General features: G+C 71.1%; 21 protein-coding genes. 8 read left to right on the forward strand and 13 right to left on the reverse strand.

The window, feature by feature from the left end:
* Positions 1-132: 132 nt before the first annotated feature.
* Positions 133-582, forward strand: a complete 450-nt coding sequence (locus tag PUT80_RS18550) for a DoxX family protein (protein WP_275292955.1) — start codon at positions 133-135, stop codon at positions 580-582.
* 30 nt (positions 583-612) lie between these two features.
* Here the strand turns inward: PUT80_RS18550 and PUT80_RS18555 are convergent, their stop codons facing one another.
* The 6 genes from PUT80_RS18555 to kynU all read right to left on the reverse strand — a co-directional run bounded on the left by PUT80_RS18555 (position 613) and on the right by kynU (position 6,542).
* Positions 613-1,212 (reverse strand): ATP/GTP-binding protein, encoded by a 600-nt coding sequence (locus PUT80_RS18555; protein ID WP_037815207.1) that lies wholly within the window; start codon positions 1,210-1,212, stop codon positions 613-615.
* Positions 1,193-1,567: a DUF742 domain-containing protein gene (locus tag PUT80_RS18560; RefSeq protein WP_037815208.1), complete on the reverse strand. Its 375-nt coding sequence runs from the start codon at positions 1,565-1,567 to the stop codon at positions 1,193-1,195. The genes PUT80_RS18555 and PUT80_RS18560 overlap by 20 nt, the downstream gene beginning before the upstream one ends.
* Positions 1,564-1,980: a roadblock/LC7 domain-containing protein gene (locus PUT80_RS18565; RefSeq protein ID WP_009082431.1), complete on the reverse strand. Its 417-nt coding sequence runs from the start codon at positions 1,978-1,980 to the stop codon at positions 1,564-1,566. Before PUT80_RS18565 ends, PUT80_RS18560 begins: the two co-directional genes overlap by 4 nt.
* Positions 1,980-4,472: a nitrate- and nitrite sensing domain-containing protein gene (locus tag PUT80_RS18570; protein ID WP_275292956.1), complete on the reverse strand. Its 2,493-nt coding sequence runs from the start codon at positions 4,470-4,472 to the stop codon at positions 1,980-1,982. Before PUT80_RS18570 ends, PUT80_RS18565 begins: the two co-directional genes overlap by 1 nt.
* A gap of 376 nt (positions 4,473-4,848) precedes the next feature.
* Positions 4,849-5,139: a hypothetical protein gene (locus PUT80_RS18575; RefSeq protein WP_037815209.1), complete on the reverse strand. Its 291-nt coding sequence runs from the start codon at positions 5,137-5,139 to the stop codon at positions 4,849-4,851.
* Between the two features lie 212 nt (positions 5,140-5,351).
* A complete protein-coding gene (gene kynU / locus PUT80_RS18580; protein WP_275292957.1) occupies positions 5,352-6,542 on the reverse strand; it encodes a kynureninase in 1,191 nt (396 codons plus the stop codon).
* A 146-nt stretch (positions 6,543-6,688) separates the two neighbouring features.
* On the opposite strand from kynU, the gene PUT80_RS18585 reads away from it, so the two are divergent.
* Positions 6,689-8,512, forward strand: a complete 1,824-nt coding sequence (locus tag PUT80_RS18585) for an AMP-dependent synthetase/ligase (RefSeq protein WP_134734347.1) — start codon at positions 6,689-6,691, stop codon at positions 8,510-8,512.
* 47 nt (positions 8,513-8,559) lie between these two features.
* Here the strand turns inward: PUT80_RS18585 and PUT80_RS18590 are convergent, their stop codons facing one another.
* The 5 genes from PUT80_RS18590 to PUT80_RS18610 all read right to left on the reverse strand — a co-directional run bounded on the left by PUT80_RS18590 (position 8,560) and on the right by PUT80_RS18610 (position 12,548).
* Entirely contained in the window at positions 8,560-8,856 is a 297-nt protein-coding gene (locus PUT80_RS18590) for an HPr family phosphocarrier protein (protein ID WP_037815212.1), read from the reverse strand.
* Positions 8,849-10,306, reverse strand: a complete 1,458-nt coding sequence (locus PUT80_RS18595; protein ID WP_275292958.1) for a fructose-specific PTS transporter subunit EIIC — start codon at positions 10,304-10,306, stop codon at positions 8,849-8,851. The genes PUT80_RS18590 and PUT80_RS18595 overlap by 8 nt, the downstream gene beginning before the upstream one ends.
* Before the next feature lies 1 nt (position 10,307).
* Complete coding sequence (locus PUT80_RS18600) at positions 10,308-10,760, reverse strand: fructose PTS transporter subunit IIA (RefSeq protein WP_275292959.1); 453 nt, start codon at positions 10,758-10,760, stop codon at positions 10,308-10,310.
* On the reverse strand, positions 10,757-11,701 hold the full coding sequence (gene pfkB, locus PUT80_RS18605; RefSeq protein WP_238604521.1) for a 1-phosphofructokinase: 945 nt from the start codon (positions 11,699-11,701) through the stop codon (positions 10,757-10,759). The genes PUT80_RS18600 and pfkB overlap by 4 nt, the downstream gene beginning before the upstream one ends.
* Before the next feature lie 85 nt (positions 11,702-11,786).
* Positions 11,787-12,548, reverse strand: coding sequence for a DeoR/GlpR family DNA-binding transcription regulator (locus tag PUT80_RS18610; protein WP_037815217.1), 762 nt, complete (start codon positions 12,546-12,548; stop codon positions 11,787-11,789).
* A gap of 103 nt (positions 12,549-12,651) precedes the next feature.
* On the opposite strand from PUT80_RS18610, the gene ptsP reads away from it, so the two are divergent.
* Positions 12,652-14,226: a phosphoenolpyruvate--protein phosphotransferase gene (gene ptsP, locus PUT80_RS18615; RefSeq protein ID WP_275292960.1), complete on the forward strand. Its 1,575-nt coding sequence runs from the start codon at positions 12,652-12,654 to the stop codon at positions 14,224-14,226.
* Here ptsP and PUT80_RS18620 read toward each other — a convergent pair whose 3' ends face one another.
* Positions 14,227-15,123: an SDR family oxidoreductase gene (locus PUT80_RS18620; protein ID WP_037815220.1), complete on the reverse strand. Its 897-nt coding sequence runs from the start codon at positions 15,121-15,123 to the stop codon at positions 14,227-14,229.
* Between the two features lie 352 nt (positions 15,124-15,475).
* Between PUT80_RS18620 and PUT80_RS18625 the strand changes: the two genes are divergently transcribed.
* From PUT80_RS18625 to PUT80_RS18645, 5 genes are all read left to right on the forward strand, one after another.
* Positions 15,476-16,684 carry an MFS transporter gene (locus tag PUT80_RS18625; protein ID WP_134734342.1) on the forward strand — a complete coding sequence of 403 codons (1,209 nt, stop codon included), beginning with the start codon at positions 15,476-15,478 and terminating at the stop codon, positions 16,682-16,684.
* A 464-nt stretch (positions 16,685-17,148) separates the two neighbouring features.
* Positions 17,149-18,513 carry a GGDEF domain-containing protein gene (locus PUT80_RS18630; RefSeq protein WP_078870546.1) on the forward strand — a complete coding sequence of 455 codons (1,365 nt, stop codon included), beginning with the start codon at positions 17,149-17,151 and terminating at the stop codon, positions 18,511-18,513.
* 1,044 nt (positions 18,514-19,557) lie between these two features.
* Positions 19,558-21,729 carry a phospholipase A2 gene (locus PUT80_RS18635; RefSeq protein ID WP_275292961.1) on the forward strand — a complete coding sequence of 724 codons (2,172 nt, stop codon included), beginning with the start codon at positions 19,558-19,560 and terminating at the stop codon, positions 21,727-21,729.
* 401 nt (positions 21,730-22,130) lie between these two features.
* A complete protein-coding gene (locus PUT80_RS18640; RefSeq protein WP_275293016.1) occupies positions 22,131-23,573 on the forward strand; it encodes an LCP family protein in 1,443 nt (480 codons plus the stop codon).
* Positions 23,574-23,697: 124 nt separating this feature from the next.
* Positions 23,698-24,279 carry a helix-turn-helix transcriptional regulator gene (locus PUT80_RS18645; RefSeq protein ID WP_275292962.1) on the forward strand — a complete coding sequence of 194 codons (582 nt, stop codon included), beginning with the start codon at positions 23,698-23,700 and terminating at the stop codon, positions 24,277-24,279.
* Between the two features lie 296 nt (positions 24,280-24,575).
* On the opposite strand, the gene PUT80_RS18650 is transcribed toward PUT80_RS18645, so the two are convergent.
* Positions 24,576-26,036, reverse strand: coding sequence for an NAD(P)/FAD-dependent oxidoreductase (locus tag PUT80_RS18650; RefSeq protein ID WP_275292963.1), 1,461 nt, complete (start codon positions 26,034-26,036; stop codon positions 24,576-24,578).
* Between the last annotated feature and the right edge of the window lie 46 nt (positions 26,037-26,082).

Genomic DNA, 26,082 nt, shown 5'->3' on the forward strand with positions numbered 1-26,082 from the left:
CACCCTGCCAGCCCCCCCCTGACCAGCCCAAACACCGCCTCGAAAAAACTTCCCGGCGATGTGTCGATCCCGGCCGGCCACGTTCGACGCATAGGCAGAAGGCAGCCAACAGCCACCCGGGAGGGACCCAAGATGACCACCACCACCGCCCCCAAGACCGCAGCCGCCACCACGTCCGAGGCCGCGAAGTCCCTGGCAGACCGAGTCCGCCCGACCGTACTGGCCCTCTTCCGCGCCGTGGTGTCGTTCCTCTTCCTCTGCCACGGCCTGATGGGCTTCGGGCTCTTCGGCGGCATCGACAACGCGGGCGGCGCGGTCCCCTTCGGCCAGTGGCCCGGTTACTGGGCCAGCCTGATCGAGGTCGTCGGCGCGGTCTTCGTCTTCGCCGGGCTCTTCACCCGCGTCTCCGCGACCGTGCTCTCCGGCGTCATGGCCTACGCCTACTTCACCGTGCACGCCCCGGAAGGCCTGCTCCCCCTGCACAACATGGGCGAGCCCGCCGCGCTCTTCGCCTGGATCTTCCTCGTCATCGCGGTGGTCGGCCCGGGCGCGGCCTCCCTGGACCAGCTGCGCCGCCGCTGAAAACCGCGCCGAGAGCGGCAATCCCGGGAACTACCCGGGGTTGCCGCTCACGAGCATGGCCCGTCCGAGCGCGTGCTCCATCAGCACCGTCAGCACCTGCTTGGTGGAATCCCGCTCCCGCGCGTCGCACAGCAGCAACGGCACCTGCGGATCCAGATCCAGCGCCCCGCGGACTTCCTCGGTCCCGTACCGGTAAGCGTCGTCGAAGCAGTTCACCCCGACCACGAACGGCAACCCGCGCTGCTCGAAGAAATCCACTGCGGGGAAACAAGATTCGAGCCGTCGCGTGTCCGCCAGCACCACCGCGCCGAGCGCGCCCTCGGCCAGTTCGTCCCACATGAACCAGAACCGGTCCTGCCCCGGCGTGCCGAAGAGGTACAGGATCAGCTCGGGGTTGATGGTGATCCGGCCGAAGTCGAGCGCGACCGTCGTGGTGGTTTTGCCCTCGACGCCGGACAGGTCGTCCACACCCTCGGACGCGGCGGTGATCACCTCTTCGGTGCGCAGCGGCGGCACCTCGCTGACCGAGCCGACCATGGTCGTCTTGCCGACCCCGAACCCGCCCGCGACGAGCACCTTCACCGCTTGCGCGGTGAGCGACCGGCGGGGCTCAGAGTTTCCGGATGCCATCGAGAACCGCCTGGAGTACGTGGGGGCTGGGGGCGTCGGTCACCGGCGTCGCGGTGCGGAACAGCACGAGGTTGCGTTCTATCAAATCGCTCAGCAGCACCTTCACCACCGGCAGCGGGAGATCGACCCGCGCGGCCACCTCGGCGACCGAAACCGGGCGCTGGCACAGGGAAAGAATGCGCGAGTACTCCGGTTCGAGCCCGGGCGTCTCGCTCGCGGCGCGCAACGCGACGACGAGCGTGATGAGGTCGAGCCCGCGCGTGTCGGACCGGGTGCGCCCGCCGGTGACGGCATAGGACCGCACCAGCGGACCTGCCTCGTCCTCGTACCAGGATTCGCGGCCCTGCGCCGTCATGGCGAGGTCCGCTGGACCGCTCCGGCCCGCGGCGCCGCGGTGAGCACCGCACCGACCCGCTTGACCATCAGGTTCATTTCGTAAGCGACGAGCCCCATGTCCGCGTCGACCCCGGCCAGCAGCGCGAGGCACGCGCCCCGCCCGGCCGCGGTCACGAACAGGAACGCGTGGTCCATCTCGACCATCGTCTGCCGCACGTTGCCGCCGCCGAAGTGCCGTCCGGTGCCGCGGGCGAGGCTCTGGAACGCCGACGCGACCGCGGACAGGTGCTCCGCGTCCGCCTCGGACAGATTGCCGGACCGGCCGATCAGCAACCCGTCCGCGGACAGCACCACCGCGCGGTCCGCGCCGGCGACCCGCTGCACGAGGTCGTCGAGCAGCCAGTCGAGCTCGTTGACGCCGTTGTTCGCCATCAGTCGCGATCTCCGTACCTGTTGTCGTGCCCGGGATCGGCCTCGCGGGCCCGCCGGGTGCCCTGCTGGAACGCGCTGAGCCGGGAGCGGGCCTGCTCCGGCGAATCCTCGCGGACCTCGTCGGATTCCGGCGCCGGCCGGTCGCCGCGCAGTTGCGGGACGAGGTTCTGCTGCCGGCGCCGCTGCGGCAGCGGGGGCCGTCCGGGCGGACGCGGCGGCGCGGCCCGGCCGTTTTCGACCGCGGGACGCGGCGCGCGGCCGGCGTCCGCGGGCGGGCGCTGTTCGCGGTTGTGCGGCGGACGGGCCGGCGGCGCCTCGGCCACCGGACGCATCGCGCGGCGGGTCGGCGACTCCGGCCGCTGCTGCTCCGGCGCGACCCGCGGTTCCGGTGCGATCCGCGACGGCTGCGGCAGGTCCGCCCGCTGCGGTTCCGGACGCTTCCGTTGCGGCAGTTCCGGACGCTGCGGCTCAGCCCGCTGCGGTTCCGGCGCGGGCCGCGACGGCTCCACCGCGAGTCGCGACATCTCCGGCGTCCCGTCCGATTCCGGTTCCGCGGCGGCGTCCGAGGGCTCCGTCTCGCTGATCGGAGCGAGCAAATCCTTGCGCACCAACACGATCGCCCGGGTCCCGCCGTACGCGGATTCGCTCAGGTGCACCGAGATCCCGTGCCGCGACGCCAGCCGCGCGACCACGAACAGGCCCAGCCGCGGTTCGTCGGACAGCGCCATGATCCCGAAGTCCGGCGGGTCGGCGAGCATCGCGTTGAACTCGTCGGCCTGCTCCGGCTCGATGCCGAGGCCCTGGTCCTCGACCTCGATCACGACGCCCTTGCCGACCACGTTGCCGCGCAGTTCGACGCGCGATTCCGGCGGCGAGAACGACGTCGCGTTGTCGATCAGCTCGGCGAGCAGGTGCACGAGGTCGCCGACGACCGGGCCGCGCACCGCGACCTCGGGCAGCTTCGCCGTCTTCACCCGCGCGAAGTGCTCGGTTTCGGCCGCCGCGCCGCGGACGAGTTCGACCAGCGACACCGGATTGCGCCACTGCCGCCCGGGCTGGCCGCCGCCGAGGATGATCAGGTTCTCTGCGTTGCGCCGCGCGCGGGTGGAGAGGTGGTCGAGGCGGAACAGCGTGTCGAGCTGGTCCGGGTCCTCCTGCTTGCGCTCGGCGGCGTCGAGCACCTTCAGCTGCCGGTGCACGATGACCTGGCTGCGGTGCGCGATGTTGAGGAACACCGCCTTCGTGCCCTGCCGGGTCTTGGCCTCTTCGACCGCGGCGGCGAGCGCGGACTGCTGCGCGAGGTTGAACGCCTCGGCCACCTCGCCGATCTCGTCCGTGCCGTGGTCGAGCAGGTGCCCGCCCTCGTCGAGGTCGACGGGTTCGCCCGCCCGGATCCGGCCGACGAGTTCCGGCAGCCGCACCTCGGCCGCGTCGAGGGTGTCCTCGCGCAGCCGGGCGAGCCGGGAGATGAAGCGGTTCGACAGCCGCAGCGCGACCAGCACCACGGCGAGCGCGAAGAGCACTGCCGCCGCGCCCGCGATGATCGAGTTCCGCAGCGTGTCGTCCGCGTCGGTGATCGCCGCGTTGGTCGCGTGCGCGCTCTGCGCGGCGAACATCGTCATCAGCGTGGTGGCGACCTGCTTGGCGTCGGCGCGCCACTGCTCCAGCGGCACCGGAAGCTGTTTCGCGCCGGACAGCAAGGCGTTCTCGACCTGCGTCACGGTCGTCCACGCGGGACTGGAGACGAGCTTGTCGTAGTTCGCCCGCACCTCGGGCACCATCTGCGGCACCGACTGTTCGAGCTGCGCGTGGTACGCGCCGATCTGGCCGAGGTACGCGCGCTGCTCGTCGCCGGACAGCCCGCCCGCGGCGAGCCCGGCCGAGGCCAGTGCGTCGCTGCGCTGCATTTCCTCGGCGGCGTTGAAAATCGGGATCGCGGACAGCCGGGCGTAGGCGTTGTCCGCGCCGCGCGCGGCCTGCGCGAGACCGGCGACGCCCTGGGTGAACTGGTCGATGATCTGGTTGTAGAAGGAAAAAACCTCGAGCCGCGGCACCTGGCCGGAGTCGACCCGCTGGCGCAGCTGCGGCAGTTTCGCCTCCAGCGCGGCGAACGTGGCGATGTTCTGCTTGACGCTCGCGGGCACGTTCGAGTCGCTCGCGAAGTTGCCCTGCAGCACCGAGGTGATCTGCGCGGCGGACGCGTCCGTCTTCGGCCGGGTCGCCAGCAGCGCGGCGCGCGCGGCGTCCTGTCCGGCGAGCACGCTCATCGACAGCTGCCGCTCCTGTTCCGCGGCGAGCAGGAACGGAATGCCGGGGCCTTCCGAACCGCGAATCTTCTGCGCGTAACTTCGCGCCTGCGTCGCGTCGAAAATCAGGTATCCGGCGAGCGCGATACCGACGACGAGCAACGCCACGCTAGGAATCAACGCGATCGCGAGCACGCGAGAGCGAATCGAGGAGCCGCGGCCCTTTCGCCCGGAATTCTGCTTCACCGTGATCCGTTTTCCTTCCGGCACTGCTGTGGTATTCGGGTCCTCGGTGTTTTCGTTGCACCGGTCCGACCAGCCGGATCACAGTTCACCGTGGTCTGCGTTGCCCGCGACGACGGTAAGCAACCTTCACGGGTGAGTCAAGTCCGGACCCGCGTTGCCGTCATCCTCTTGTTACCTGCTAGTAACCCACTGTGGTGCTTGGAAAACTGATCACCACCGGACGTGACCTTGGTCGCACCGGCTCCGCCGCCGTCGGCAGGGAGCCCGCGCGTGAGGTCCGTCACGACGACGAGTCCGCGAAAACTCACCGGAAACTCATGCGCATTTCCGCATCGGCGGCGGAATCGAACGGAAAACCGAGATCGATTTCCGGAATTCAGCGCCGGACGCCATTCGGCGGCCGATGCGCGGAAAGCCGCGGCACCGGCGCGGTTTCGGTTTCCTCCGCCGCCTCGCGCCGGTCGCGCCGCAGCAGATCGTGCAGCATCTCCCGGCACGCCCACGCCAGCACCGCCACGGACGCGACCAGCACCGCCACCAGCGTCGATTCGACCGGATAGCGCGCGACCAGCCCGCCGAAACGCGCGAGCACGAAGCCGATGACCACGCCGACGAGCAGGGTCACGAGGTACGAGAGCGGCACTTCCCGGCCGCGGTTCTCGATCATTTCGGCCCCTTTCGCCCCGGATCCGCGCGGCGGACACCGCTGCCCGATCAGCTTCGGCCCGCGAAAAAACAGGCACCGAGCATACCCGCAGGGCAGCGCGCGGCGCGCCCGTCGATCACCCGAAGGGGCGAGCACGACACCGATTGTTCACCCGGGACCCGCGAATCCGGCCGGATCCCCGCGAATCCGCGAGGATATTGCGCGAATTCTTTTCAGCGCACCTCGCGCAGCACGGCCACCGCCCGCAGCACCTCGGCGTAAGTCGTGTACAGCGGGGCCAGCCCGAACCGCAGCACGTCCGGCGGCCGGAAATCCCCGAGCACCCCGCGTTCGTGCAGCGCGTTCATCGTCTGCTGCCCGCCCGCGTCCCGCACCGAAACCTGGTGCCCGCGCGTGTGTTCGCGCGGCGTCGGAATGTCGGCTCCGGGAAGGAGTTCGTCCGCACACCGGAAAAAGAAGTCGCCCAGCGCCAAGCCTTTCGCGCGCAGCACGGAAAGGTCGACGCCGTCCCAGACGTCCAGCGCGGCGTCGAGCGCGAGCATCGACAGGATGTCCGGCGTGCCGGCCCGGGCGCGCGCGATCCCCGCGCTGCCGCGGTACCCGGATTCCATGCCGAACGGATCCGCGTGCCCGGCCCATCCGGCGAGCGGCTGATCGAATTCCGCCTGATGCCGCTGTGCCACATAGACGAACGCGGGCGAGCCCGGCCCGCCGTTGAGGAATTTGTACGTACAACCCACCGCGAAGTCGACGTCGCACGCGTCCAGCTCAACCGGAATCGCGCCGACGCTGTGGCAGAGATCCCAGACCGCGAGCGCGCCCGCCGCGTGCACCGCCTCGGTGACCGACGGCATGTCGTGCAGCCGCCCGCTGACGTAATCGACGTGGTTCACGAGCACCGCGGCGGTCCGCTCGCTCACGGCGCCGGGCAGCTCCGCCACCGGCACGCGCCGCACGGCGTGCCCGGTGAGCCGGGCCGCCTGGTCGGCCACGTAGCCGTCGGTCGGGAACGTGGCCGCGTCGACCAGGACCTCGTCGCGACCGGGGTTCGCCCGCACCGCCGCGACGAGCACCTTGAACAGGTCCACACTCGTCGAATCCGCCACCACGACCTGTCCGGCCGCGGCCCCGACCAGCGGCGCGATCCGCTCCCCGACGCGCTGCGGGGCTTCCCACCAGCCCTCGGCCCACGACCGGATCAGCCGCCGCCCCCACTGCTGCCGCACCACCTGGCTCACCCGCTCCGCGACGTGTTTCGGCGGCGCGCCAAGGGAATTCCCGTCGAAGTACGCGACTTCCGGGTCAAGGTCGAACTCCGCGCGCTTCGCGGCGAGCGGGTCGGCGGCGTCGAGTGCGGCGGCCTCGTCGGCAAGGCTCTCGCTGCGCACGGCGGATTCGGTCATCGACGCTCCTCGGGGTTCCGGTTCGCCCCCTTTCTAACAGGAGGCGGGCCGGTCCCTCGAGCGCCGAGGCTGGCCGGGATTCTCTATCGGCCGCCGCTTCGACGACCTAGAGTGACCTGACCAGGCACCACCGGAGGAGGTCAGCGTTGACCCAGTCGATCGCCGAACAAGCCGAGGGCCAGACCATCCCGCTGCTGCTGCGGCGCAACGCCGTCGAGTACGGGGACCGGCCCGCGCTCACGTCGCTCGATCTCGAGGGCCGTCCGACGCTCACCTGGAGCGAGTTCCGGACCGCGATCGCCGAGGTGTCGCGCGGGCTCGCCGGGCTCGGCCTCGCCGCGGGCGACCGGATGCTGATCATGGCCCCGAGTTCGCCGGACCACCTCGTCGCCGACCTCGCGGCGGTCCATCTGGCGGCCATCCCGTGCACGGCGTACGCGACGCTCAGCCCGGAGCAGATCCGCTACGTCGCGCGGCACAGCGCCGCCCCGATCGTCGTCCTCGCCGGCGCCGACGAGCTGTCGCGCTGGCTGCCGGTGCTCGACGACCTGCCCGCGCTGCGCCGCGTGGTGGTCATGGACGAATCCGCGATCCCGGACGGCGACGACCGGTTCGTCGCGTACTCCGCGGTCCGCGAAACCGGCCGCGCCGCGCTCGCCGCCGACCCCGAGGCGTTCGACCGGGCGTGGCAGGGGATCCGCCCGGACGACCCGCTCGCGATGATCTACACCTCCGGCACCACCGGCGACCCCAAGGGCGTCGTGCTCTCCCACCGCAACGCGATCCACGAGGGCATCGCCGTGCACACGCTGCACAAGGCCCCGATGCACGCCACGAACATCGCGTACCTGCCGCTGGCGCACATCGCCGAACGCGAGCTGTCGATCTACCTGCCGATCGTCGCGGCGGGCCACGTGCACACGATCGGCGATCCGTCCGGCGTCGTCGCGGCGCTCGGCCAGGTGCGTCCGCAGAGTTTCTTCGGCGTGCCGCGGGTGTGGGAAAAGATGGTGGCGGGCCTGAAGAACATGCTCGCCGGCGTGCCCGAGGACCGGCGCGAGGCGCTCATCTCGGCCAACGAACTCCTGCAAGAGGGCTACAAACTCCGCAGCGCGGGCGAGGAACTGCCCGCCGATCTCGCCGAGCGCATCGCGAAGACCGACGAGACCGTGCTCGCCCCGGTGCGCGGGCTGCTCGGGCTCGACCAATTGCACATCGCGTCCAGCGGCGCGGCCGCGTTGCCGCTGGAAGTGCTGTACTTCCTCGCCGGGCTCGGCGTCGAGATCCGCGAGGTCTGGGGCCTGTCCGAGACCACCGGCGCGGCGACCGCGAACAGCGCCGACGCGTTCCGCGCGGGAACCGTCGGGCGTCCGATCGACGGCGTCGAGGTGAAGACCGGCGAGGACGGCGAACTGCTCGTCCGCGGTCCGATCGTCTTCCTCGGCTACCTGCAGCCGGACGGCACGATCGAACCGGCCACCGACGCCGACGGCTGGTTCGCCACCGGCGACATCGGCACGATCGACGACGACGGCTACGTCACGATCACCGACCGCAAGAAGGAACTGATCATCACCTCGAGCGGCAAGAACATCGCGCCGACCCGGATCGAGGGCTTGCTGAAGGAACACCCGCTGATCGGCCAGGCGGTCGCGATCGGCGACGCGCGGCCGTACGTGACCGCGCTGATCGTGCTCGACGACGAGATCGCGCCCGGCTGGGCAGCGGCCAACGGCGTCGAAGCGGCGGACATCGAAACACTGGCCCAGCACGAGGCGGTCCAGGCGGAGATCGCGCGGGCCGTCGAGTCGGCCAACAGCAGGCTCGCGCGGGCCGAGCAGATCAAGCGCTACCACGTCATCACCACCGCGTGGACGCCCGAGACAGGCGAGCTGACCCCGACGCTCAAGCTCAAGCGCCGGGTGATCAACGAGCGCTACCAGCCGGACATCGCCTCGCTCTACGCGTGAAAACGGTGCGGCCGGGGACAGTCCCGGCCGCACCGTGTTCCGGCGGATCAGGCGTCGAGATCCTTGGCGATCAACTCGACCAGCACGTCCACCGACTCCCGAGCCTGCGCGCCGTCCGCACTGAGCTCGACCTCGTCGCCATGCGCGGCCCCGAGAGTCATCAGACTGAGCACACTCCCCGCGTCCACCGGGTCACCGACCGCGCCACCGGACACCTTGGCGATCCGAACCTTCGCGGGCTGCGCGGCAGCGGTTTGCGCGACCAGCCCGGCCGGACGGGCGTGCAGTCCGACCCTGCTGGCGACGACGATGCGGCGTTGGTACACGACAGCCTCCTCAGGCATTGACCGGATGAGCGGAAACAGCGGCGGCCGGCTCGGCGGAACGGAACCGCAACTGCTTGAGCAGGACCACCGACGTGGCCGCGACCAGCGTCCCGGCCACGAGCGCGACCAGGAACAGCAGCGGGTTGCCGATCAGCGGCACCACGAAGATCCCGCCGTGCGGCGCGCGCAGCGTCGCACCGAAAGCCATCGACAGCGCTCCGGTGACAGCCGAACCGGCCATGATCGACGGGATCACCCGGAACGGATCCGCCGCGGCGAACGGGATCGCGCCCTCGGTGATGAACGAGGCGCCGAGCAGCCACGCGGCCCGGCCGTTCTCGCGCTCCGCGGCGGTGAACAGCTTCTTCCGCACGGTCGAGGCGAGCGCGAGGGCGAGCGGCGGCACCATCCCGGCCGCCATCACCGCGGCCATGATCTGCAGCGAACCGGCACTGCCGGTGGTCAGGCCGCCGACGGCGAACGCGTACGCGGCCTTGTTGACCGGACCGCCCATGTCGAACGCCATCATCAGCCCGAGCAGCGCGCCCAGCAGCACCGCGCTGGTGCCGCTGAGGCTGTTCAGCCAGTGGGTGAGGCCGGTGGTGGCGATCGCGATCGGCTTGCCGACCACGACGTACATCAGCACGCCGACCACGACGGTCCCGAGCAGGGGGTAGACGACCACCGGCATGATGCCGCGCATCGCCTTCGGCACCCGGATTTTCTTGAGCCCCAGCACCACGCCGCCGGCGAACAGACCGGCCACCAGGCCGCCGAGGAATCCGGCTCCGATGGCGACCGAGACCGCCCCGCCGACGAAACCGGGTGCGATCGCCGGTCGGTCGGCCATCGCGAACGCGATGAACCCGGCGAGCACCGGCACCAGGAACTGGAACGCCACGCTGCCGATCTGGTACATCAGCGCGGCCCAGCCGGCGAGCGAACCGGCGTCGAAATGCTCGGTGACCTTGGGCGCGTCGGCGATCTGGTACCCGCCGAGCGCGAAGCTCACCGCGATCAGCAGGCCGCCCGCGGCGACGAACGGGATGAGGTAGCTGACGCCGGTCATCAGCCATTGCCGGATCCGGGAGCCGAGCCGGTCGTGCTCGCCGACCTTGGTGGTCAGTTCCGGTTCCGCGGCGGCGGGCTGATCGGCGGGCGGCTCCGCTGCAGCCGCCTTCGCCCGTTCGAACAGCCCGGCCGCGTCGTTGATCGCGGCCTTCACCGGGGCTTCGACGATCGGCTTGCCCGCGAACCGTTCCCGGCCGGCCACGGCGAGGTCGGCGGCGAAGATGACCGCGTCGGCGTCCGCGATGTCCGCCGCGGACAACGGTTCGGAACCGGCGGAGCCCTGCGTCTCGACCACGATCGTGTCGCCGTTGGCCTTCGCGGTCTGCTCCAGCGATTCGGCGGCCATGTACGTGTGCGCGATGCCGGTGGGGCACGCGGTGATGGCAACGAACTTCATGTCAGGACACCTCCTCGCCGATGTAGGCCGCGACCGCCGCGGGATCGGCGGCGTCCAGCAGGGTCTGCTTGAACTCCGCGCGGACGAGCCGGCGGGCCAGCGCGGCGAGCACCTTCAGGTGCGCGGAATCCGCGCCGTCCGGCGCGGCGATGAGGAAGATCAGCTTCGCCGGGCCGTCCGGGGCACCGAAATCGATGCCGTCGGCGCTGCGGCCGAAGGCGAGCGTCGGCGCGGTGACGGCGGCCGAGCGGCAGTGCGGGATGCCGATGCCGCCCTCCAGCCCGGTGGCCATCTGCTCCTCGCGGGCGGCGACGTCCTTGAGGAACAGCTCGAGGTCGGTCACCCGCCCGGCGGACACGAGCCGTCCGGCGAGCGCGCGGACCGCGGCGTTCTTGTCCGCGGCGGCGAGCTCGAGGTCGACCAGGTCGGCGGTGATCAGGTCTGAGGTGGTCATGCTGCGGCTCCGCTGAGGGTGAGGGTGGGATCGGCGGCGAGCAGGCGCACCTGGTCCGGGTGCACGTCCTGCGGGGCGGGCATGCGGCTGCCCTCCTGCGCGACCGCGGCGGTGCCGTAGGCGACCGCGGCGCGCAGGGCTTGGGGGCCGGTTCCTCCCGCGTGGAGGAATCCGGCGAGTGCGGCGTCTCCGGCGCCGACGGTGCTGCGCACGGCGACCAACGGGCCGAGCGCGTGCCAGGTCTCGGTGCCCTCGACCAGCACGGCGCCGCGCGCGCCGAGGCTGACCAGCACCGCGCCGACGCCCTCGGCGACCAGACCGCGGCACACCTGCACCACGTCGCCGAGCTGGGGCAGCGACCGCCCGGCCAGCTCGGCCAGCTCGTCGAGGTTCGGCTTGATCAGGTCGGGGCGGGCGGCGAGCGCAGCGGCCAGCGGCGCCCCGGAGGAGTCGACGGCGACCTTCGCCCCGGCGTCGCGGGCGAGTTCGCCGAGCTGGGCGTAGAAATCGTCAGGCACCCCGGCCGGCACGCTCCCGCAGCACACGACCCATTCGGCGCGCGCGGCGAGTTCGACGGTGCGCTGCCGCAGAACGGCCAGCTCCGCCGGGGAAAGCTCCGGACCGGGCTCGTTGATCTTGGTGGTCGTGCCGTCCGCTTCGACCAGGGTGATGTTGCTGCGGGTGGTACCGGAGATCGGCACCGCGACGACGGGCACGCCTTCCGGCGCGAGCAGGTCGGCCAGCCGCTCGCCGACTGGACCGCCCGCCGGAAGCAACGCGACGGTCGGCGACCCGGCGGCGGCGAGCGCGCGGGAAACGTTGACGCCCTTGCCACCGGGATCAAGCCGGACCCGGGAGGCACGCAGCACCTCGCCGCGCCGAAGCTCGCCGAGCTGAGCGGTGCGGTCCAGACTCGGGTTGGGGGTGACGGTGACGATCATGCGAACACCGCCTCGGCGGCCGGCAGAACGATCCCCGGCAGCCCGCAGTCGCGGTCCAGACTCCGGTCGGGCATGACAGCGGCACTCATGCGAGCACCACCTCAGGACCGGCCTCTTCCAGCTCCGCGACCGCGCCCGCGTCGATCCCGCCGTCGGTCACCAGCACGTCGATCTCCGACAAGCGGGCGAACCGGCTGAGCTGGTCCGCGCCGTACTTGCTGTGGTCGGCGAGCAGGACGCGGCGGCGGGCAGCGGCGACGAGGGCGGATTTCACCGCGGCCTCCTCGACGTCCGGCGTCGTGCAGCCGTGTTCGGCGGAAAACCCGTTCGCGCCAAGGAAAGCGACGTCGGCGAGCAGTCCGTCGAGCGCGTGCAGCGACGCGGAACCGACCGTCGCGAGCGTCGTCCCGCGGATCCGGCCGCCGAGGATGTGCAGCGTGATTCCCGGGCGAGTGGCCAGGATCGACGCGATCGAAAGGGAGTTCGTGATGACCGTCAGGTCGCGGTCGGCCGGGAGCAGCGTCGCCAGGCGGCTGGTCGTGGTGCCCGCGTCGAGCAGCACCGAACCGCGGTCGGGGACCTGGTCGAGCGCGGCGCGGGCGATCGCGTCCTTCTCCGCGGCGTTGGTCTGGTCGCGCTGGGCGACCTCGGGCTCGAAGTCGAGCCGGTCCACCGCGACCGCGCCGCCGTAGACCCGGCGGACGACGCCCTGGCGTTCGAGGACGCCCAGGTCGCGGCGGATGGTCTCGGGCGCGACGCCCAGTTCGGCGGCGAGGTCGCCCACGTCGACCCGTCCGTCTCGGCGTGCCCGCTGTGCGAGGAGCTGATGCCGTTCGGCGGCGTACATGCCCGTTCCTCTCCGCTGTTTGCCCGTTGTCATTTGATTGTGCCCGTTGTTACCGTACTGTCAATCCCCAGTTACAAGATCCTTTGCTCCCGGAGGTCTCGCCATGTCGTTGTCCGGAGTCGGAGTCAGCCCCGGCCAAGCACAGGGCCCGCGCGTTGTCGTAGCCACTGACCTGGGAAAACCCGAGGACCGGCCGGTGCCCGCCGACCTGGCGCGGGAGGCGGACCGGATCGCGCCCGCCGCCGCCCGGGTCGCTGCCCGGTTGTCCGATCGTGCCCGTTCCGTGTCCGGTACTGCCCGGTCAGTCGTGGAGACGACCGCGGCGATGGCGGCGGATCCGGCGCTGCTCGCGTCCGCCGAACAGCTCGTCCGGGAGCAGTCGCTGCCCGCTCCGCGCGCCGTCTGGGAGGCGGCCGCGAAGTTCATGACGGCGCTCGAAGCCGCGGGCGGATATCTGGCCGAGCGCGCCCGCGACGTCGCCGACGTACGGGACCGGATCGTCGCGGACCTGCTCGGGGTGACGCCGCCGGGCGTGCCCGAACTGACGGTGCCGAGCGTGCTCGTGGCCCGCGACCTCGCCCCGGCCGACACCGCCGGTCTCGACCCGGAACTGGTCCTCGCACTGGTCACCGAAGAGGGCGGACCGACCAGTCACACCGCGATTCTCGCGCGGGCATTGGGAATTCCGGCCGTGGTCGCGTGCTCCGGAGTGCTCGCCGCGGACAGTCCGGGCCTCGCGGTGGACGGCTCCGCCGGAACGGTTTCGCCGTCCGACGCCACCGTGCGCGCCGCGATCCGGAAGCCGCGCGCGGAATGGGACGGTGTCGGCGCACTCGCCGACGGGCATCCGGTGAAGCTGCTCGCGAACGTCGGCTCGGCGGCGGACGCCCGCGCCGCGGCCGAGGCGGGCGCGGAGGGAATCGGCTTGTTCCGCACGGAATTCTGCTACCTCGCGGCGACGGACGAGCCCTCCGCGGAGGCGCAGCGCGAGGCCTATGCCGCGGTGCTGGCGCCGTTCGCCGGGAAGCCGGTGATCGTCCGGACGCTCGACGCCGGTTCCGACAAACCGTTGGCGTTCTTGGACATGGGCGACGAACCGAACCCGGCGCTGGGCGTGCGCGGCGTGCGCGTCGCGTTCGACCGGCCGGAGCTGCTGGACCGGCAGCTGACCGCGATCGCGGGCGCCGCCGCCGACACCGGGGCCGAGCTTTCCGTGATGGCACCGATGATCGCGACCGCCGCCGAGGCTCGCTGGTTCGCCGAACGCGCGCGGGCCGCGGGAATCGCCCGGGTCGGCGTGATGATCGAGATCCCGGCAGCGGCCTTGTGCGCCAAGGAAATCCTCGCCGAGGTCGACTTCGTTTCGCTGGGCACCAACGATCTGGCGCAGTACGTCTTCGCCGCCGACCGGCAGCTCGGCGCGGTCGCCGCGCTCAACGACCCCAGCCAGACCGCGTTGCTGCGCCTCGTCGGCATGGTCGCCGAGGCCGGGGCCGCCGCAGGGAAACCGGTCGGCGTGTGCGGGGAGGCCGCCGCCGACCCGGAACTGGCCCCGGTGCTGGCCGGGCTCGGGGTGACCAGCCTGTCGATGAACTCCGCCGCGCTCGCCTCGGTCGGCGCGACGCTGCGCGCGATCGACCTGCCCGGCTGCCGCGAAGCCGCCGCGAAAGCCCGCTGATCACGACGCCCGGATCGAGTTCTCCGTCCACTTGCGCAGCCGCGGCGGCACGCGCTTCTCCAGTCCGTAGTTCTCCAGGTGGGCGGAGAACACCTCGTCGAACGCCTGCTGCACGGTCTCGGTGTCCCAGTCCGGCCGTTCCAGGATCGGCTGCTTCAGGTACGGCTGCCCCATCACGTGCAGCTGCGGCCCGTTGCACCGGATCATCTGCCCGGTGATGCCGTGCGACCCGTCGCCGAGCAGGAACAGCACGACCGGCGCGATCTTCGCCGGCGTGCGCTCCGGCGGGCAGGCCCGCAGCGCGCGTTCGGATTTCCACACCATCCGGGTGTGCGCCACCGGGCACACCGCGTTCACCCGGATCCCGGAATCGTCGAGGTCGAGCGCCCACGAATAGGTCAGCGACGCGACCGCGCCCTTGCTCGCCGAGTACACCCCGAGCTTGCGCTGCCCGAGCGACGCGCCGGACGAGATGTTCACGATCGACCCGCCGCCGCCCGCGCCGACCATCGCCCGGATCGCGGCCAGCCCGGTGTACATCACGCCGAGCACGTTCACCTCGACCAGCTGGCGGGCCTGCTCCGCGTCGTCCTCCCAGGGCAGCGCCTCGTAGTTGAGCCCCGCGTTGTTGACCAGGCCGTCGATCCGGCCGAACTCGGCGACGCACTGGTCGACGATCGCCTGCGCCTGCGCCGGGTCGGCCACGCTGTGCCCGTTCGCGACCGCGCGCCCGCCGTGGCCGCGGATGGTCTCGGCGGTGCGCTCGGCCAGGTCGGCGTCCACGTCGTTGACCACCACCGCGCCGCCCGCCCTGGCGACGTGCACGGCGAACGCCTCCCCGAGCCCGCGTCCGGCCCCGGTCACGACCACGGCCTTGTCCTTCAACAGTCTGTCCACGCTCACTCCCCGCTGGTGCGCCCGGCGCGAGGACGGCCGCTCCGCCGGGTCTCTCCCAGTGTTGGACCGTTCGGCCCAATCGCACCGGACGATGGCGACGAACGGTGGTCGCGCTGCGCCGAACGAGGAAAGCTGATCAGTGCCACGGATACCCCGCGGCAGGTCAGTCCGAACGGCTCCGCGTTCCGGCCACCGGATTCTTCCCGACTGTTCACCCTGGTGTGATCGGCGGCATACTGAGGGTGCATGCCCTGGCCGGAGCGGCGACACTCCTGGCCAGGAGCGAACCAGGCGAAGGCACAATGCGGTACACCCGCATTCACTCGATCGGGGAGGGGGCAGTGGTCATCTCGTGACGACCGAAGCGACCTCTCGGCTTACGGCGCCGCTGCGGAATGTCGAATACCGCGTGCTCTGGGCGGCGGAGGCCATCTCGAGCGCGGGCGACCAGCTGGCGAAGGTGGCGTTGTCCATCCTCGTCTACCACCGCACCGGTTCCGCGCTCTGGGCTGCCGTCGTCTACGCGCTGACCTTCCTGCCCGCGCTCGCCGGCGGGCTCGGGCTGTCCTTCCTCGCCGACCGCTATCCGCGCCGCGCCGTGCTGAGCGTGAGCGCCGCCGCGCAGGCGGTGCTGGTCGGGCTGATGAGCCTGCCCGGGATGCCGCTGGTCGCGCTGTGTTTGCTGCTCGTCGCGGTGCAGCTGGCCGCGTCACCGGCGAACGCGGCGCAGAACGCGATCACCCGGGAAGTCTTCACCGATGACCATCTGTACTTGCGCAGCCAGGACCTGCGCGGGATCACCACCAACACGGTGCAATTGCTCGGCCTCGCCGGCGGCGGCGTGCTGGTGACGGCAGTGGGCACGTCGTGGGCGCTGGCGATCGACGCGGTGAGTTTCGCGATCGCCGCGGTGATCGTGCGGGTGTGGGTGCACGACCGGCCCGCCGCCGGAGGCGACCACAGCACCTGGTTCTCCGCGACCCGCTGGGTGTTCGGGCAGCGCAAACTGCGCGTGCTGATCGCGTTGTCGTGGCTCGTGGGGCTGGCCGTGGTGCCCGAAGGGCTGGCCGCGCCGCTGGCCCAGCAGCTGAACGCGCCGTCCGCGGCGGTCGGCTGGCTGCTCGCCGCCGACCCGCTCGGCTTCGTCGCCGGGGCCTATCTGCTGTCGAAATTCGCGTCCGCCGAGGTCCGGCAGCGCCTGCTCGGCGTGCTGGCGACGACGTCGCTTGCCTTGCTCGCGCTGTTCCTGCTGCAGCCGAACCTGGTGGTCGCGCTGGTGCTGCTCGCGCTCGCCGGTGCGATGGGCGCCTACATCATCACCGTGACCGCGACGTTCTCCACCTGGGTGCCGAACGAACTGCGCGGCGGCGCCGGCGGGCTTTACCGCACGGGGCTGCGCGTGGCGCAGGGCGTCGGGGTGGCTCTCGGCGGGGTGGTCGCCCAGGCGACCGGGTCTGCGGTCACCGCCATCGCGCTGGCCGGGCTGGCCGGCGTGGCTCTGGCGATCCCCACCGCGTTCTCGTGGACCCGGGTGCGGCACGCGGTCGCGGCCGGGGCCTGATCGTGGGTTGCGGGATGGAACTCTGGCCGGGGTCGAGGCACCGGCCGAATGGGTCCGGATACGCCGGACGGGAAGTCGGTTCACGCTTCACGGTCACGCACGGAACACACCTCCGTTCGCATTGTCACGAATCCGTCGTGGATCGGTCACGGAACTCACGCTTCACGGTCACGCACAGCTGTCCACCTCCGCTCGCTGACAATTCATCGGAAAATGACAACAGCTCGATTCACGCTTCGCGGTCGCGCACGGGAAAACACCTCACTCGGGGGGACGGCGGGGACGCTCCTCCGCAATTTACTTCATGGATGCAGCAGTTGTCGCGGAAGGCGTCTCCGGGTTCGGAGACTACGGCCGAATACAGCGTTCGAAGTCGGTGAGTGAGATGATACCGGCAACTGATAACGACGCAGAACCGGGAAGCTTCCGGGAACCGCATCCGACACCTGAGGAGGCACGGCCCGATGCCCGGAACCGAACCGGCGCGCGGTGACCGCCGCGGCCCCGGGGAGGAACCGCCCGCCGCGACGGGCTTCGCGGGACGGCTGCGCGCGCTGATCGCCGCGAACCCCGTTTCCTCATGGGATCTCTGGACGAAACCGCGCCGGATGGTGGCGTTCCTGCTCGCCTGGGACGCGATCGCGGTGGCGCTGCTGACCTTCGGCGTGATCGCGTCGCCGAGCCCGGATCTCGTGGACTGGGGCCGGTTCGCGATCCTCGCCGGCTGCGCGACGGTGCACATCCAGCTCACCCGGCGGCAGGAGGAACGGCGGCGCAACCGGGTCACCGCCGTCCACATCGACCTGACCGGCATCTGGGTGTTCCCGGCCGCGCTGCTGCTGCCGATCCCGCTGACCCTGCTGCTGATCGCGCTGCTGCGGATCCAGCGGTGGTTCAACTCCCGGCGGCCGCCGCACAAGTTCGTGTTCACCTCGTTCACGCATGCGGTGTCGGCATTGCTGGCACACCACCTGTACCAGACCTTCGCGTCCGCCGAACTGGCCCGGCTTTCGCCCGCGAACTCGTTGCAGGTCTTCGGGATCCTGATGCTCGTCGGCTTCAGCTACGCGGCTTTGCAGGCGATCGTGATCGGCGGGCTGCTCGCGCTCGGCGGCACGTCCGCGCCCACGCTGCGCAACGTCTTGGGCACCAAGGACGACAACCTGCTGGAGCTGTCGACGATCAGCCTCGGCACCATCGCGACGATCCTGCTCGTGAACATCCCGCCCGCGATCGTGATCCTCGTGCTCATCACGGTGCTGGGCAACCGGCTGGCGGAAATCAACCAACTGCAGTCCGAAGCGCGCACCGATCCGAAAACCGGGATCTTCAACGTGCGCGGGTGGTCGGAGTCCGCGGAACGCGCGCTGGCAAGGGCCGCGCGCGGCGGGGAAACCCTGGCGCTGCTGATGATCGACCTCGATCACTTCAAGTGGATCAACGACACGTACGGCCACCCGGCGGGCGACGACGTGCTCCGCACGGTCGCGCAAACTCTCGACGAGATAACCCGCCCCAAGGACATCATCGGCCGCTTCGGCGGCGAGGAGTTCCTGATCCTGCTGCCCGACGCGGACACCACGGCGGCGAAGGTGACCGCGGAACGCATCCGTACCGCAATCGCCGATCAGCGCATCGTGACGACCGACAAACGCGGCGGTTCGGCATTGATCACCGGGCGCACCGGGTCGATCGGCGTCGCATTGCTCGGGGTGAACGGAACGACACTGGAACAGTTGCTGCAAGCCGCCGACGCGGCCGTCTACACCGCGAAGGAAGGCGGCCGGAACCAGGTGCGCTTCGCGGATGCGGATCTGCCGTCCGAGTGATCCACAATTCCGATCACCGGCACTCTTTGCGATTAATCGCGAAACCGATTCAGCAACTGTCCGCGACGGGCCGCGCCCCGTTCCTCCGCCGGATTGAGCCGAGGGGTTAATTGTCGGCCGGACGGCTAACCGGGACGGCCGGTTTTTCGGCCGGATCGGAACGGCCCGGATTGCCGAACCCGGACGGCCGAGGCCCGAAAATCCGCCGCCGCTCCCTCGGACTCGGCTCTGCCTCGGTCGGGCTGCGTTCCGTCCATCGTGGATCGAACCCTCCCGAGCCGCACCGCGGCGATGCTCTCGCCCGGGCTGCGGGCTCCCTGCTCCAGCGGAGGTACGTGAGGGGAACCCTTACGGAATCAGATTCCCTGAAGGTGGCCCTCACGTACGTCCACAGCGCCCCGCACCCACCGGCCCCGCACCCGCCGCGGAGAACCCCCAATGCCACATTGGGTGCGCTGGACGCACCGAACGCCACATTGGGTGCATCTGACGCACCCAATGTGGCATTGGGGCGCGTCGAGCAGGGCCAGTCGCGCACCGCACCTGCGCCGAGAGCGGCGGCGAAGACCGGAATCGAGCACCCCACGTAGCTCCCGGACCGCTCAGCGCAATCAACGCCCTCGCCCGCCCCGGGGCCCGCGGCCGAGGTTGCCCCCTCCATCGGGACGGGCCGCCGCCCCGCCTCGGGGCGCACTGCCGACGAGGCTGGTCCTTTCCAACGGGACGACTCCTCGCCCGCCCCGAGGCCCGCGGCCGAGGTTGACCCCTCCATCGGGACGACTCCTCCCCTGCCCCGGGGGTTACTGCCGACGAGACTTGTCCGCTCCAGCCGGACGGGCCGCAGCGCCGCCCCCGGGCTCACCGCCGTCGAGACTTGTCCCTTCCAACGGGACGACTCCTCCTCCGCCCCCAGGGCGCACGGCCGACGAAACCGCCCCCTCCAGCGAGACAGGCCCCCACACCCAACCCCGGGGGTTACCCCCCACCCGGGTGAGGGGGACAGCCGCCTCCCGTAGCGCGCGTCGGGCTGGCACCCTGGTGCGCATGCCAGCCACCGACGACCGTGCCCCGGCCGCCGTTCGCGTTCGCCGACCTTGGTCGACGTCCGGCTGGCTGCTGCTCGTCCTGCTCGTGGTGTTCGGGTTCGGCCTGATCGCCTCGCGGCCCGCGTCCCCGCCCGACCAGGGGCCGCCGACCGGCGGCGTGCTCGCGGCGCAGAACGCGGTCGAGGCGCTCGCCCACCCGGACGGGCAGGCCACCGCGCTCGCGCTCCTGCCCAAGGACTTCACCGCGGTCACCGGCGTGAAGCCCGGCCCGCTGCCCGCCCGCGACGGCACCGTCCGCGCGGCGCACCTCGACGGCGGCTGCTCGGCCCCGTGGGGCGACGACAACACGAAGTGGGACTTCTCCGTCCCCTGCAAGGCGCACGACCTCGGCTACGACCTGCTCCGCTACGCCAACGACAAGGGCCATCCGCTCGGCCAGTCCGCCCGCGCCGCGCTCGACGACCGGCTCGAGCAGGACATGCACCGCACCTGCGAGCTGAACCCGGTGAACTCCGAGCGCACCTGCCAACTGGTCGCGTCGGTGTTCACCGGCGGGCTGGTGGTCAACTCGTGGCATCAGCGCTGGGGCCCGCCGGTCGGCGACCCGATCGGCCCGATGGTCGCCGGCGTCCTGGTGATCGGCTGCCTGCTCGTGATGCGCCTGCGCGGCTGGCACACCGCCCGCCGCACGACCCCGCGGCCGCGCCTGCCTCGAGGCGTCCCCCGGCCGTGGGCGGTGCTCGGCATCGCCGGGGCGGCGGCGCTGCTGGTCGGCGAGTCGGCGACCGCGCTGGCCGACTGGGCGGGCGCGCCGCAGGCCACCTGGTGGCCGCTGACCTGGCTCGCGCAGCTCACGCCGCTGCTCTTCTTCGCGGGCGGCCTCGCCAACGCGGCGGGCTGGCGGGCCGAACGCGACCGCGGCTACCGGCATTACCTCGCCGAACGGTCCAGCCCGCTGCTGCGCCCGGCCTTGATCTTCGCCGTGGTCGCCCTGATCGTGCCGCTGGCGCTGGAACTGCTCGGCATCCCGGCGGGAACCAACGCCACCGTCATGCGGATCGCGCTGCACCCGCTGTGGCTGCTAGGCGTCTACCTGCTGACCGTCGTCGGCGCGCCGATGCTGCTCGCGCTCTACCGCCGTACGCGGCTGTGGTCGGTCGCGGCGCTGACCGCCGTCGTCGTAGCCGGAGAACTCGCTGCGAGCTGGACGGACGTGTCCTGGCCGCGCTACGCCGCCACGCTCGCCCTAGCGCTCCTCGCGCAGCAGGTGGCGTTCGCGTACGCGGATGGCGTCCGCCTTCGCCGCCCAATGCTCGCCGTCGCGGCTGTAAGCGGCGTCGCGGCCCTCGCGGTCGCAGTGTTCGCCTTCGACGCTTCGCCGGTACTGCTCGGCAACCCGGGCGCGCCTGCCGCGTTGTCCGCGCGGCCGTGGACCGTCCTGCTGCTGGGTGTGTCACAGCTCGGCCTCGTCGGGCTCCTCGCGACACCGCTGCGTCGCTGGGCCGCCCGCGACCGCGTCACCCGCACCGCCGGGCTGATGCTGCGCGCCCCGATGAGCCTGTACCTGGCGTTCCTCGCCGCGATGCTGCTGCTCGTCGCCGTCGTCTACCTGCCCGGACCGATCGCGAACGGCCTGACCTGGCTCCTGCAGCCGCGCATGCTCGCCGCCGTGGCGCTGCTGCTCGTGCCCGCGGCCCTGGTCTTCTGGTGGTTCGAACGCCATCCGGGCAAACCCGGCACCGAGGCGCCCGCCGCGCCACTTCCGTACACGCCGACCGGCCGTCGTCAGGTGCTGCTCACCCGCGCCGCCGCCGCACTGGGCATCGGCTACGCGACGCTCGGCGTGTTCGGTCTCGCGCTGGCCCGCTTCGGCGCCGAGGCCGCGGACGCCGACGTGCTCGGCTTACGGCTGGACCCCGTCCAGAGCCTCGTGCACCTTCTCCTGGGCGTCCTGCTGCTGCACGCCGTCCGGACCGGCGGAGCGGCGACCTCGGCCGCGACGTGGTTCGCCGCCGCGCTGACCTGTGTGCCGTCGCTCGTGGCCGCCGCCGGGGGCGAAACGCACGGCTCGGCGGTCGTCGTCCTGCACCTTCTCACCGCGGCGTTGGCGCTGGTCGGAGCGGGTTCGTGCATGGTGCCGACGAGACGGGCGGCTCCCGCGACACCCTGACGCGCGACACGCGTACCGCCGACCGGGCGAAACTGCTTCGGATACCGGAACATAGGTGGTGCGCACCACACCGCACGGGGGAGGTGCGAATCCGTCGCAACCCCCGCCCGGCACCATGCGTCTCCAGAAGCGGACGACCAGAACGACGAGAAGGAGCCGGCCCCGTGGACTACCCGCCTCGGAACGGGCAAGGCGATCGCCGCCCCGCCCGCTCGTGGCAGGACCAGCCCGGCCGGGGACCGGCGCGGCGGCCCGGGCCACCGCCCCGCTCGCGACGCGAACCGCAGGCCGGCGGACCGCCCCGGCGTCCCGGACCGCCCCCGCGCCGTCCGTACCGGGGCGCCCGCCGCGGCGGCCTGCGCGGGGCGAAAATCGCTCTGACCGTGGTGTCGCTGCTGGTCATGGGGCTCACCGGATACGCGTGGGCGTCGCTGCAGGGGCTGGTCAACGGGCTGAACTACTCCGACGTGATCGGCGACGGCGCGGGCGGCGACAAGCCCGCCGACGGCGCCCGCGACATCCTCCTGGTCGGCCTCGACAGCCGCACCGACGCGCAAGGCAACCCGCTCTCCCCGGAACTGCTCGCCCAGCTGCGCGCGGGCGAATCGGACGGCGAGCTGAACACCGACACGCTGATCCTGGTCCACATCCCGAACGACGGCAGCAAGGCCGTCGCGCTCTCGCTGCCGCGCGACTCGTACGTGGACATCCCCGGCTACGGCAAGCACAAGATCAACTCGGCGTACGCAAGGGCGATGCTGCAGGCGCGCAAGGACCTGCAGGCCCAGGGCGTCACCGATCCGAAGGAACTCGACGTCAAGGCCAACCAGGCCGGGGCGCGGCTGCTGATCTCGACGATCCAGGAGCTGACCGGGTCCACGATCGACAACTACGCGGCGATCAACCTGCTCGGCTTCAGCGACATCACGAAGGCGATCGGCGGCGTGGACGTCTGCCTGAAGGACAACGTCGACGACGAGTACTCCGGTGCGAAGTTCACCAAGGGCCAGCACACCATCTCCGGGGTGGAGGCGCTGGAGTTCGTCCGGCAGCGGCACGGGCTGCCGCGCGGCGACCTCGACCGCGTGGTGCGCCAGCAGGTGTTCATGGCGGGCATGGCGCGCAAGATCCTCTCCGCCGGAACGCTGACCGACCCGGGCAAGCTCAACGCTCTGGTCGACGCCATCAAGAAGTCCGTGGTGCTGAACCAGAACTGGGACATCTTCAACTTCGCCCAGCAGATGAAGGGCCTCACCGGCGGGCAGCTGGAGTTCCGCACCATCCCGGTCGACAACGTCGAGTACCGCACCCCGAACGACGGCGTCGCGGTGAAGGTCGACCCGGAGAAGGTGAAGGCGTTCGTGCAGGGCCTCACCGGTCCGCAGGCCGGAGCCGACGGCGCGCCGGCGCAGCAACAGCAGAAGCCCGACCAGTCGCACAAGGACACGACAGTCGACGTGCGCAACGCGTCGGACCGCACCGGTCTCGCGGCGAGCGTGTCCAAGCAGCTGGTGGACAAGGGCTTCACCGCCGGCGACACGGACAACGCGTCCTCGCGCAAGACGACGGTGATCTGGGTCCCCAGCGGCGGCGAGGCGGCCGGGCAGGCGGTCGCGGACGCGCTCGGCACCAAGGCGACGGTGCAGGAAGACAAGAGCGTGCCCAAGGGCCACGTGAAGGTGTACCTCGGTTCGGACTACCAGCCCGCCGACGGCGCTTCGAGCGGAACTGGTGCGGCGCAAGCGCCTCCGGCACAGCAGCAGGCCGCACCGCCGTCGACGCCCACCGGCCCGGGGAGCGACGACCAGCCGATCACCGCCGACGGCGTGCCCTGCGTCAACTGACGCGTTGCTCCATTCGGGGCAAGTAGAAATTTCTCCCGAAACCCGCGTAATGAGCGGCCGCTTCGGCACTTTCACCATCGGGACGCAAGCCCGCGTCCGCGAAGTTGGTTGAGGGGCAGGGGCCGTGATCGACGCTGAGCACTACCAGCGAGTGCTGGGAGACGAGCTGCGCAAGCTCAGGCGTGGCCGGGGATGGACGCGCAAAGAGCTGAACGCGCATCTGCAGAGCGAAATCTCGCTGCAGACACTGGCGACGTATGAACTGGGCACCCGGCAGTGTTCCGTGGTGCGCCTGGTCGAACTGTGCGTGGCGATGGACGAGCTTCCGCAGGATTTGCTGGCGAAGGTGCACAGCCGGGTCTTCACCGAGGAACCGGGCCGGGTCCGCGTGGACCTGCGCCGGGTCGTCGCCGAGGCGGGTCCGGAGCTGGCTCCGTTGCGGCGCTGGGCCGAAGGACGGTTGCGGCAGAGCGGAGTCGCGATGCCCGCCCGCGCAGGAGCCGCCGCGGGTGCTTCCGTTCCCGGACCCGGATCTCCTGCCGCGCCAAGCACTTCCGCGCCCGCGCCGTCCGGCCCGCCCGCTCCGGCGAGCGCCTCGGCCGACGAGGTGTCGTTCGACTTCGCCGCGCTGGAGCGGATGGCCGAACTGTGCGGTCTTCCGACGGCCGAGCTGGTTTCGCACCTGCGCAAGCTCGCTCCCGCCTGACCACAGACCACGAGGGGGACCTTCGCGACTCCTCCCCTGCCGCGAACGTCCCCCTCGTACTCTTCCTTTTCCTTCTCCGCTCGAGGACAACGCTGCCCGCGTCCGGCCAGCGTCCACTGTGGAGCGCCGCTCCGCGCTGAACGCTGCCCTGAAACTACGAGGGGGGCTTTCGCGACTCCTCCCCTGCCGCGAAAGCTTCCCCTCGTACCCGTAGTCCACTGTGGACTGCCGCAGAGACCACGAGGGGGACCTTCGCGGCTCCATCCCCCGCCGCGAAGGTCCCCTTCGTGCCACCCTCAGCCGAGCAGTTCGTAGTCCTCGCGCCGAACGGTCCGGGTGTCGAGCCAGTACCGCCAGGTGAAGCCCGGCCACAGCGTCCGGTTCACGCCCTTCGCGTCGAGATACCAGCTCTTGCAGCCGCCCTGGGTCCAGATGCCCTTTTCGAGCTTGTTCTGCACCTGCGCGTTGAACCGCTCCTGCACGTCCTCGCGCGGGTCCAGCGCCCGGTCGCCGGCAAGCCGCAACGCCTGTGCGATATAGGAAATCTGCGCCTCGATCATGAAGACGACCGAGTTGTGGCCGAGCCCGGTGTTCGGCCCGAGGAGGAAGAACAGGTTCGGGAAGCCGTTGACGGTGATCCCGAGATGCGTCCGCATCCCTTCGCTCGCCCACTCCTTCGCGAGATTGCGCCCGTCGCGGCCGACGATCTCCAGGCTGTCGAACGCGTCGGTCACGTGGAATCCGGTGCCGTAGACGATCGCGTCCACCTCGTGCTCGACGCCCGCCTGGTCGACGATGCTGTGCTCGCGCACTTCGGCGACGCCATCGGTGACCACGTCGACGTTGTCGCGGGCCAGCGCCGGGTAGTAGTCGTTCGAGATGAGCACGCGTTTGCAGCCCATGGTGTAGTCCGGGGTCAGCTTGGCGCGCAGCTCCGGATCCGACACCGCGCGGTCGATGTTGCTCTTCGCGAGCCGCTGCCCGATCTTCATGATCCACGGCTGGCCGTTGAAGCCGATCGCGCGCGCTTCCAGGGTCCAGTAAAGGAAATTCCGGTACAGCCGCTGCACCGGGGGCACCGCGCGGAACAGCCCGCGCAGCCAGCCCGGCATGTCGCGATCGGCCTTCGGCATCACCCACGGCGGCGTGCGCTGGAACAGCGTCAGCTCGGCGACCTCCGGCGCGATCTTCGGCACGAACTGGACCGCACTGGCCCCGGTGCCGACGACGGCGACGCGTTTGCCGGCGAAGTCGAAGTCGTGCTCCCACTCGGCGGAGTGGAACGCGCGGCCCTGGAACCGCTCGATGCCCGGCAGGTCCGGGATCATCGGCCGGTGCAGCGCGCCGACGCCCGCGACCAGCGCCGGAGCGACGAACTCGTCGCCGCCGCGGGTGCTGACGTGCCAGCGGTTCTCCTCGGCGTCCCAGCGCGCGCCGGTCATCTCCTGCCCGAAGCGGATGAAGCGGCGCAGGTCGTACTTGTCCGCCACGCCGCGCATGTACTCGTAGATCTCCGGCTGCGGCGAGTAGGCGCGCGACCAGCCGGGGTTCTGCTCGAAGGAGAAGGAGTACATGTGCGACGGGATGTCGCACGCGCAACCGGGGTAGCTGTTGTCGCGCCAGGTTCCGCCGACGTCCTGGGCCTTCTCGAGCACCACGAAGTCGTCGCGGCCGTCCTTGCGCAGCTGAATCGCCATGCCGAGCCCGGAGAACCCGGTGCCGACCACGATCACGCCGGTCTCGGTGCGGTTGCCCATGCGTCCTCCCGTTAACTGTTACCCGAAGTCCAGCTTACTCAGAGTA

It is taken from the genome of Amycolatopsis sp. La24, assembly GCF_029087445.1.
GTDB lineage: Bacteria > Actinomycetota > Actinomycetes > Mycobacteriales > Pseudonocardiaceae > Amycolatopsis > Amycolatopsis nivea.

What these genes read in the sequence shown, in the direction of transcription:
- PUT80_RS18550 (WP_275292955.1), top strand. Translation starts at nt 133, where the DNA reads ATGACCACCACCACCGCCCCCAAGACCGCAGCCGCCACCACGTCCGAG.
- PUT80_RS18555 (WP_037815207.1), bottom strand. Translation starts at nt 1,212, where the DNA reads ATGGCATCCGGAAACTCTGAGCCCCGCCGGTCGCTCACCGCGCAAGCG.
- PUT80_RS18560 (WP_037815208.1), bottom strand. Translation starts at nt 1,567, where the DNA reads ATGACGGCGCAGGGCCGCGAATCCTGGTACGAGGACGAGGCAGGTCCG.
- PUT80_RS18565 (WP_009082431.1), bottom strand. Translation starts at nt 1,980, where the DNA reads ATGGCGAACAACGGCGTCAACGAGCTCGACTGGCTGCTCGACGACCTC.
- PUT80_RS18575 (WP_037815209.1), bottom strand. Translation starts at nt 5,139, where the DNA reads ATGATCGAGAACCGCGGCCGGGAAGTGCCGCTCTCGTACCTCGTGACC.
- kynU (WP_275292957.1), bottom strand. Translation starts at nt 6,542, where the DNA reads ATGACCGAATCCGCCGTGCGCAGCGAGAGCCTTGCCGACGAGGCCGCC.
- PUT80_RS18590 (WP_037815212.1), bottom strand. Translation starts at nt 8,856, where the DNA reads ATGCCTGAGGAGGCTGTCGTGTACCAACGCCGCATCGTCGTCGCCAGC.
- PUT80_RS18595 (WP_275292958.1), bottom strand. Translation starts at nt 10,306, where the DNA reads ATGAAGTTCGTTGCCATCACCGCGTGCCCCACCGGCATCGCGCACACG.
- PUT80_RS18600 (WP_275292959.1), bottom strand. Translation starts at nt 10,760, where the DNA reads ATGACCACCTCAGACCTGATCACCGCCGACCTGGTCGACCTCGAGCTC.
- pfkB (WP_238604521.1), bottom strand. Translation starts at nt 11,701, where the DNA reads ATGATCGTCACCGTCACCCCCAACCCGAGTCTGGACCGCACCGCTCAG.
- PUT80_RS18610 (WP_037815217.1), bottom strand. Translation starts at nt 12,548, where the DNA reads ATGTACGCCGCCGAACGGCATCAGCTCCTCGCACAGCGGGCACGCCGA.
- ptsP (WP_275292960.1), top strand. Translation starts at nt 12,652, where the DNA reads ATGTCGTTGTCCGGAGTCGGAGTCAGCCCCGGCCAAGCACAGGGCCCG.
- PUT80_RS18630 (WP_078870546.1), top strand. Translation starts at nt 17,149, where the DNA reads ATGCCCGGAACCGAACCGGCGCGCGGTGACCGCCGCGGCCCCGGGGAG.
- PUT80_RS18635 (WP_275292961.1), top strand. Translation starts at nt 19,558, where the DNA reads ATGCCAGCCACCGACGACCGTGCCCCGGCCGCCGTTCGCGTTCGCCGA.
- PUT80_RS18640 (WP_275293016.1), top strand. Translation starts at nt 22,131, where the DNA reads ATGGGGCTCACCGGATACGCGTGGGCGTCGCTGCAGGGGCTGGTCAAC.
- PUT80_RS18650 (WP_275292963.1), bottom strand. Translation starts at nt 26,036, where the DNA reads ATGGGCAACCGCACCGAGACCGGCGTGATCGTGGTCGGCACCGGGTTC.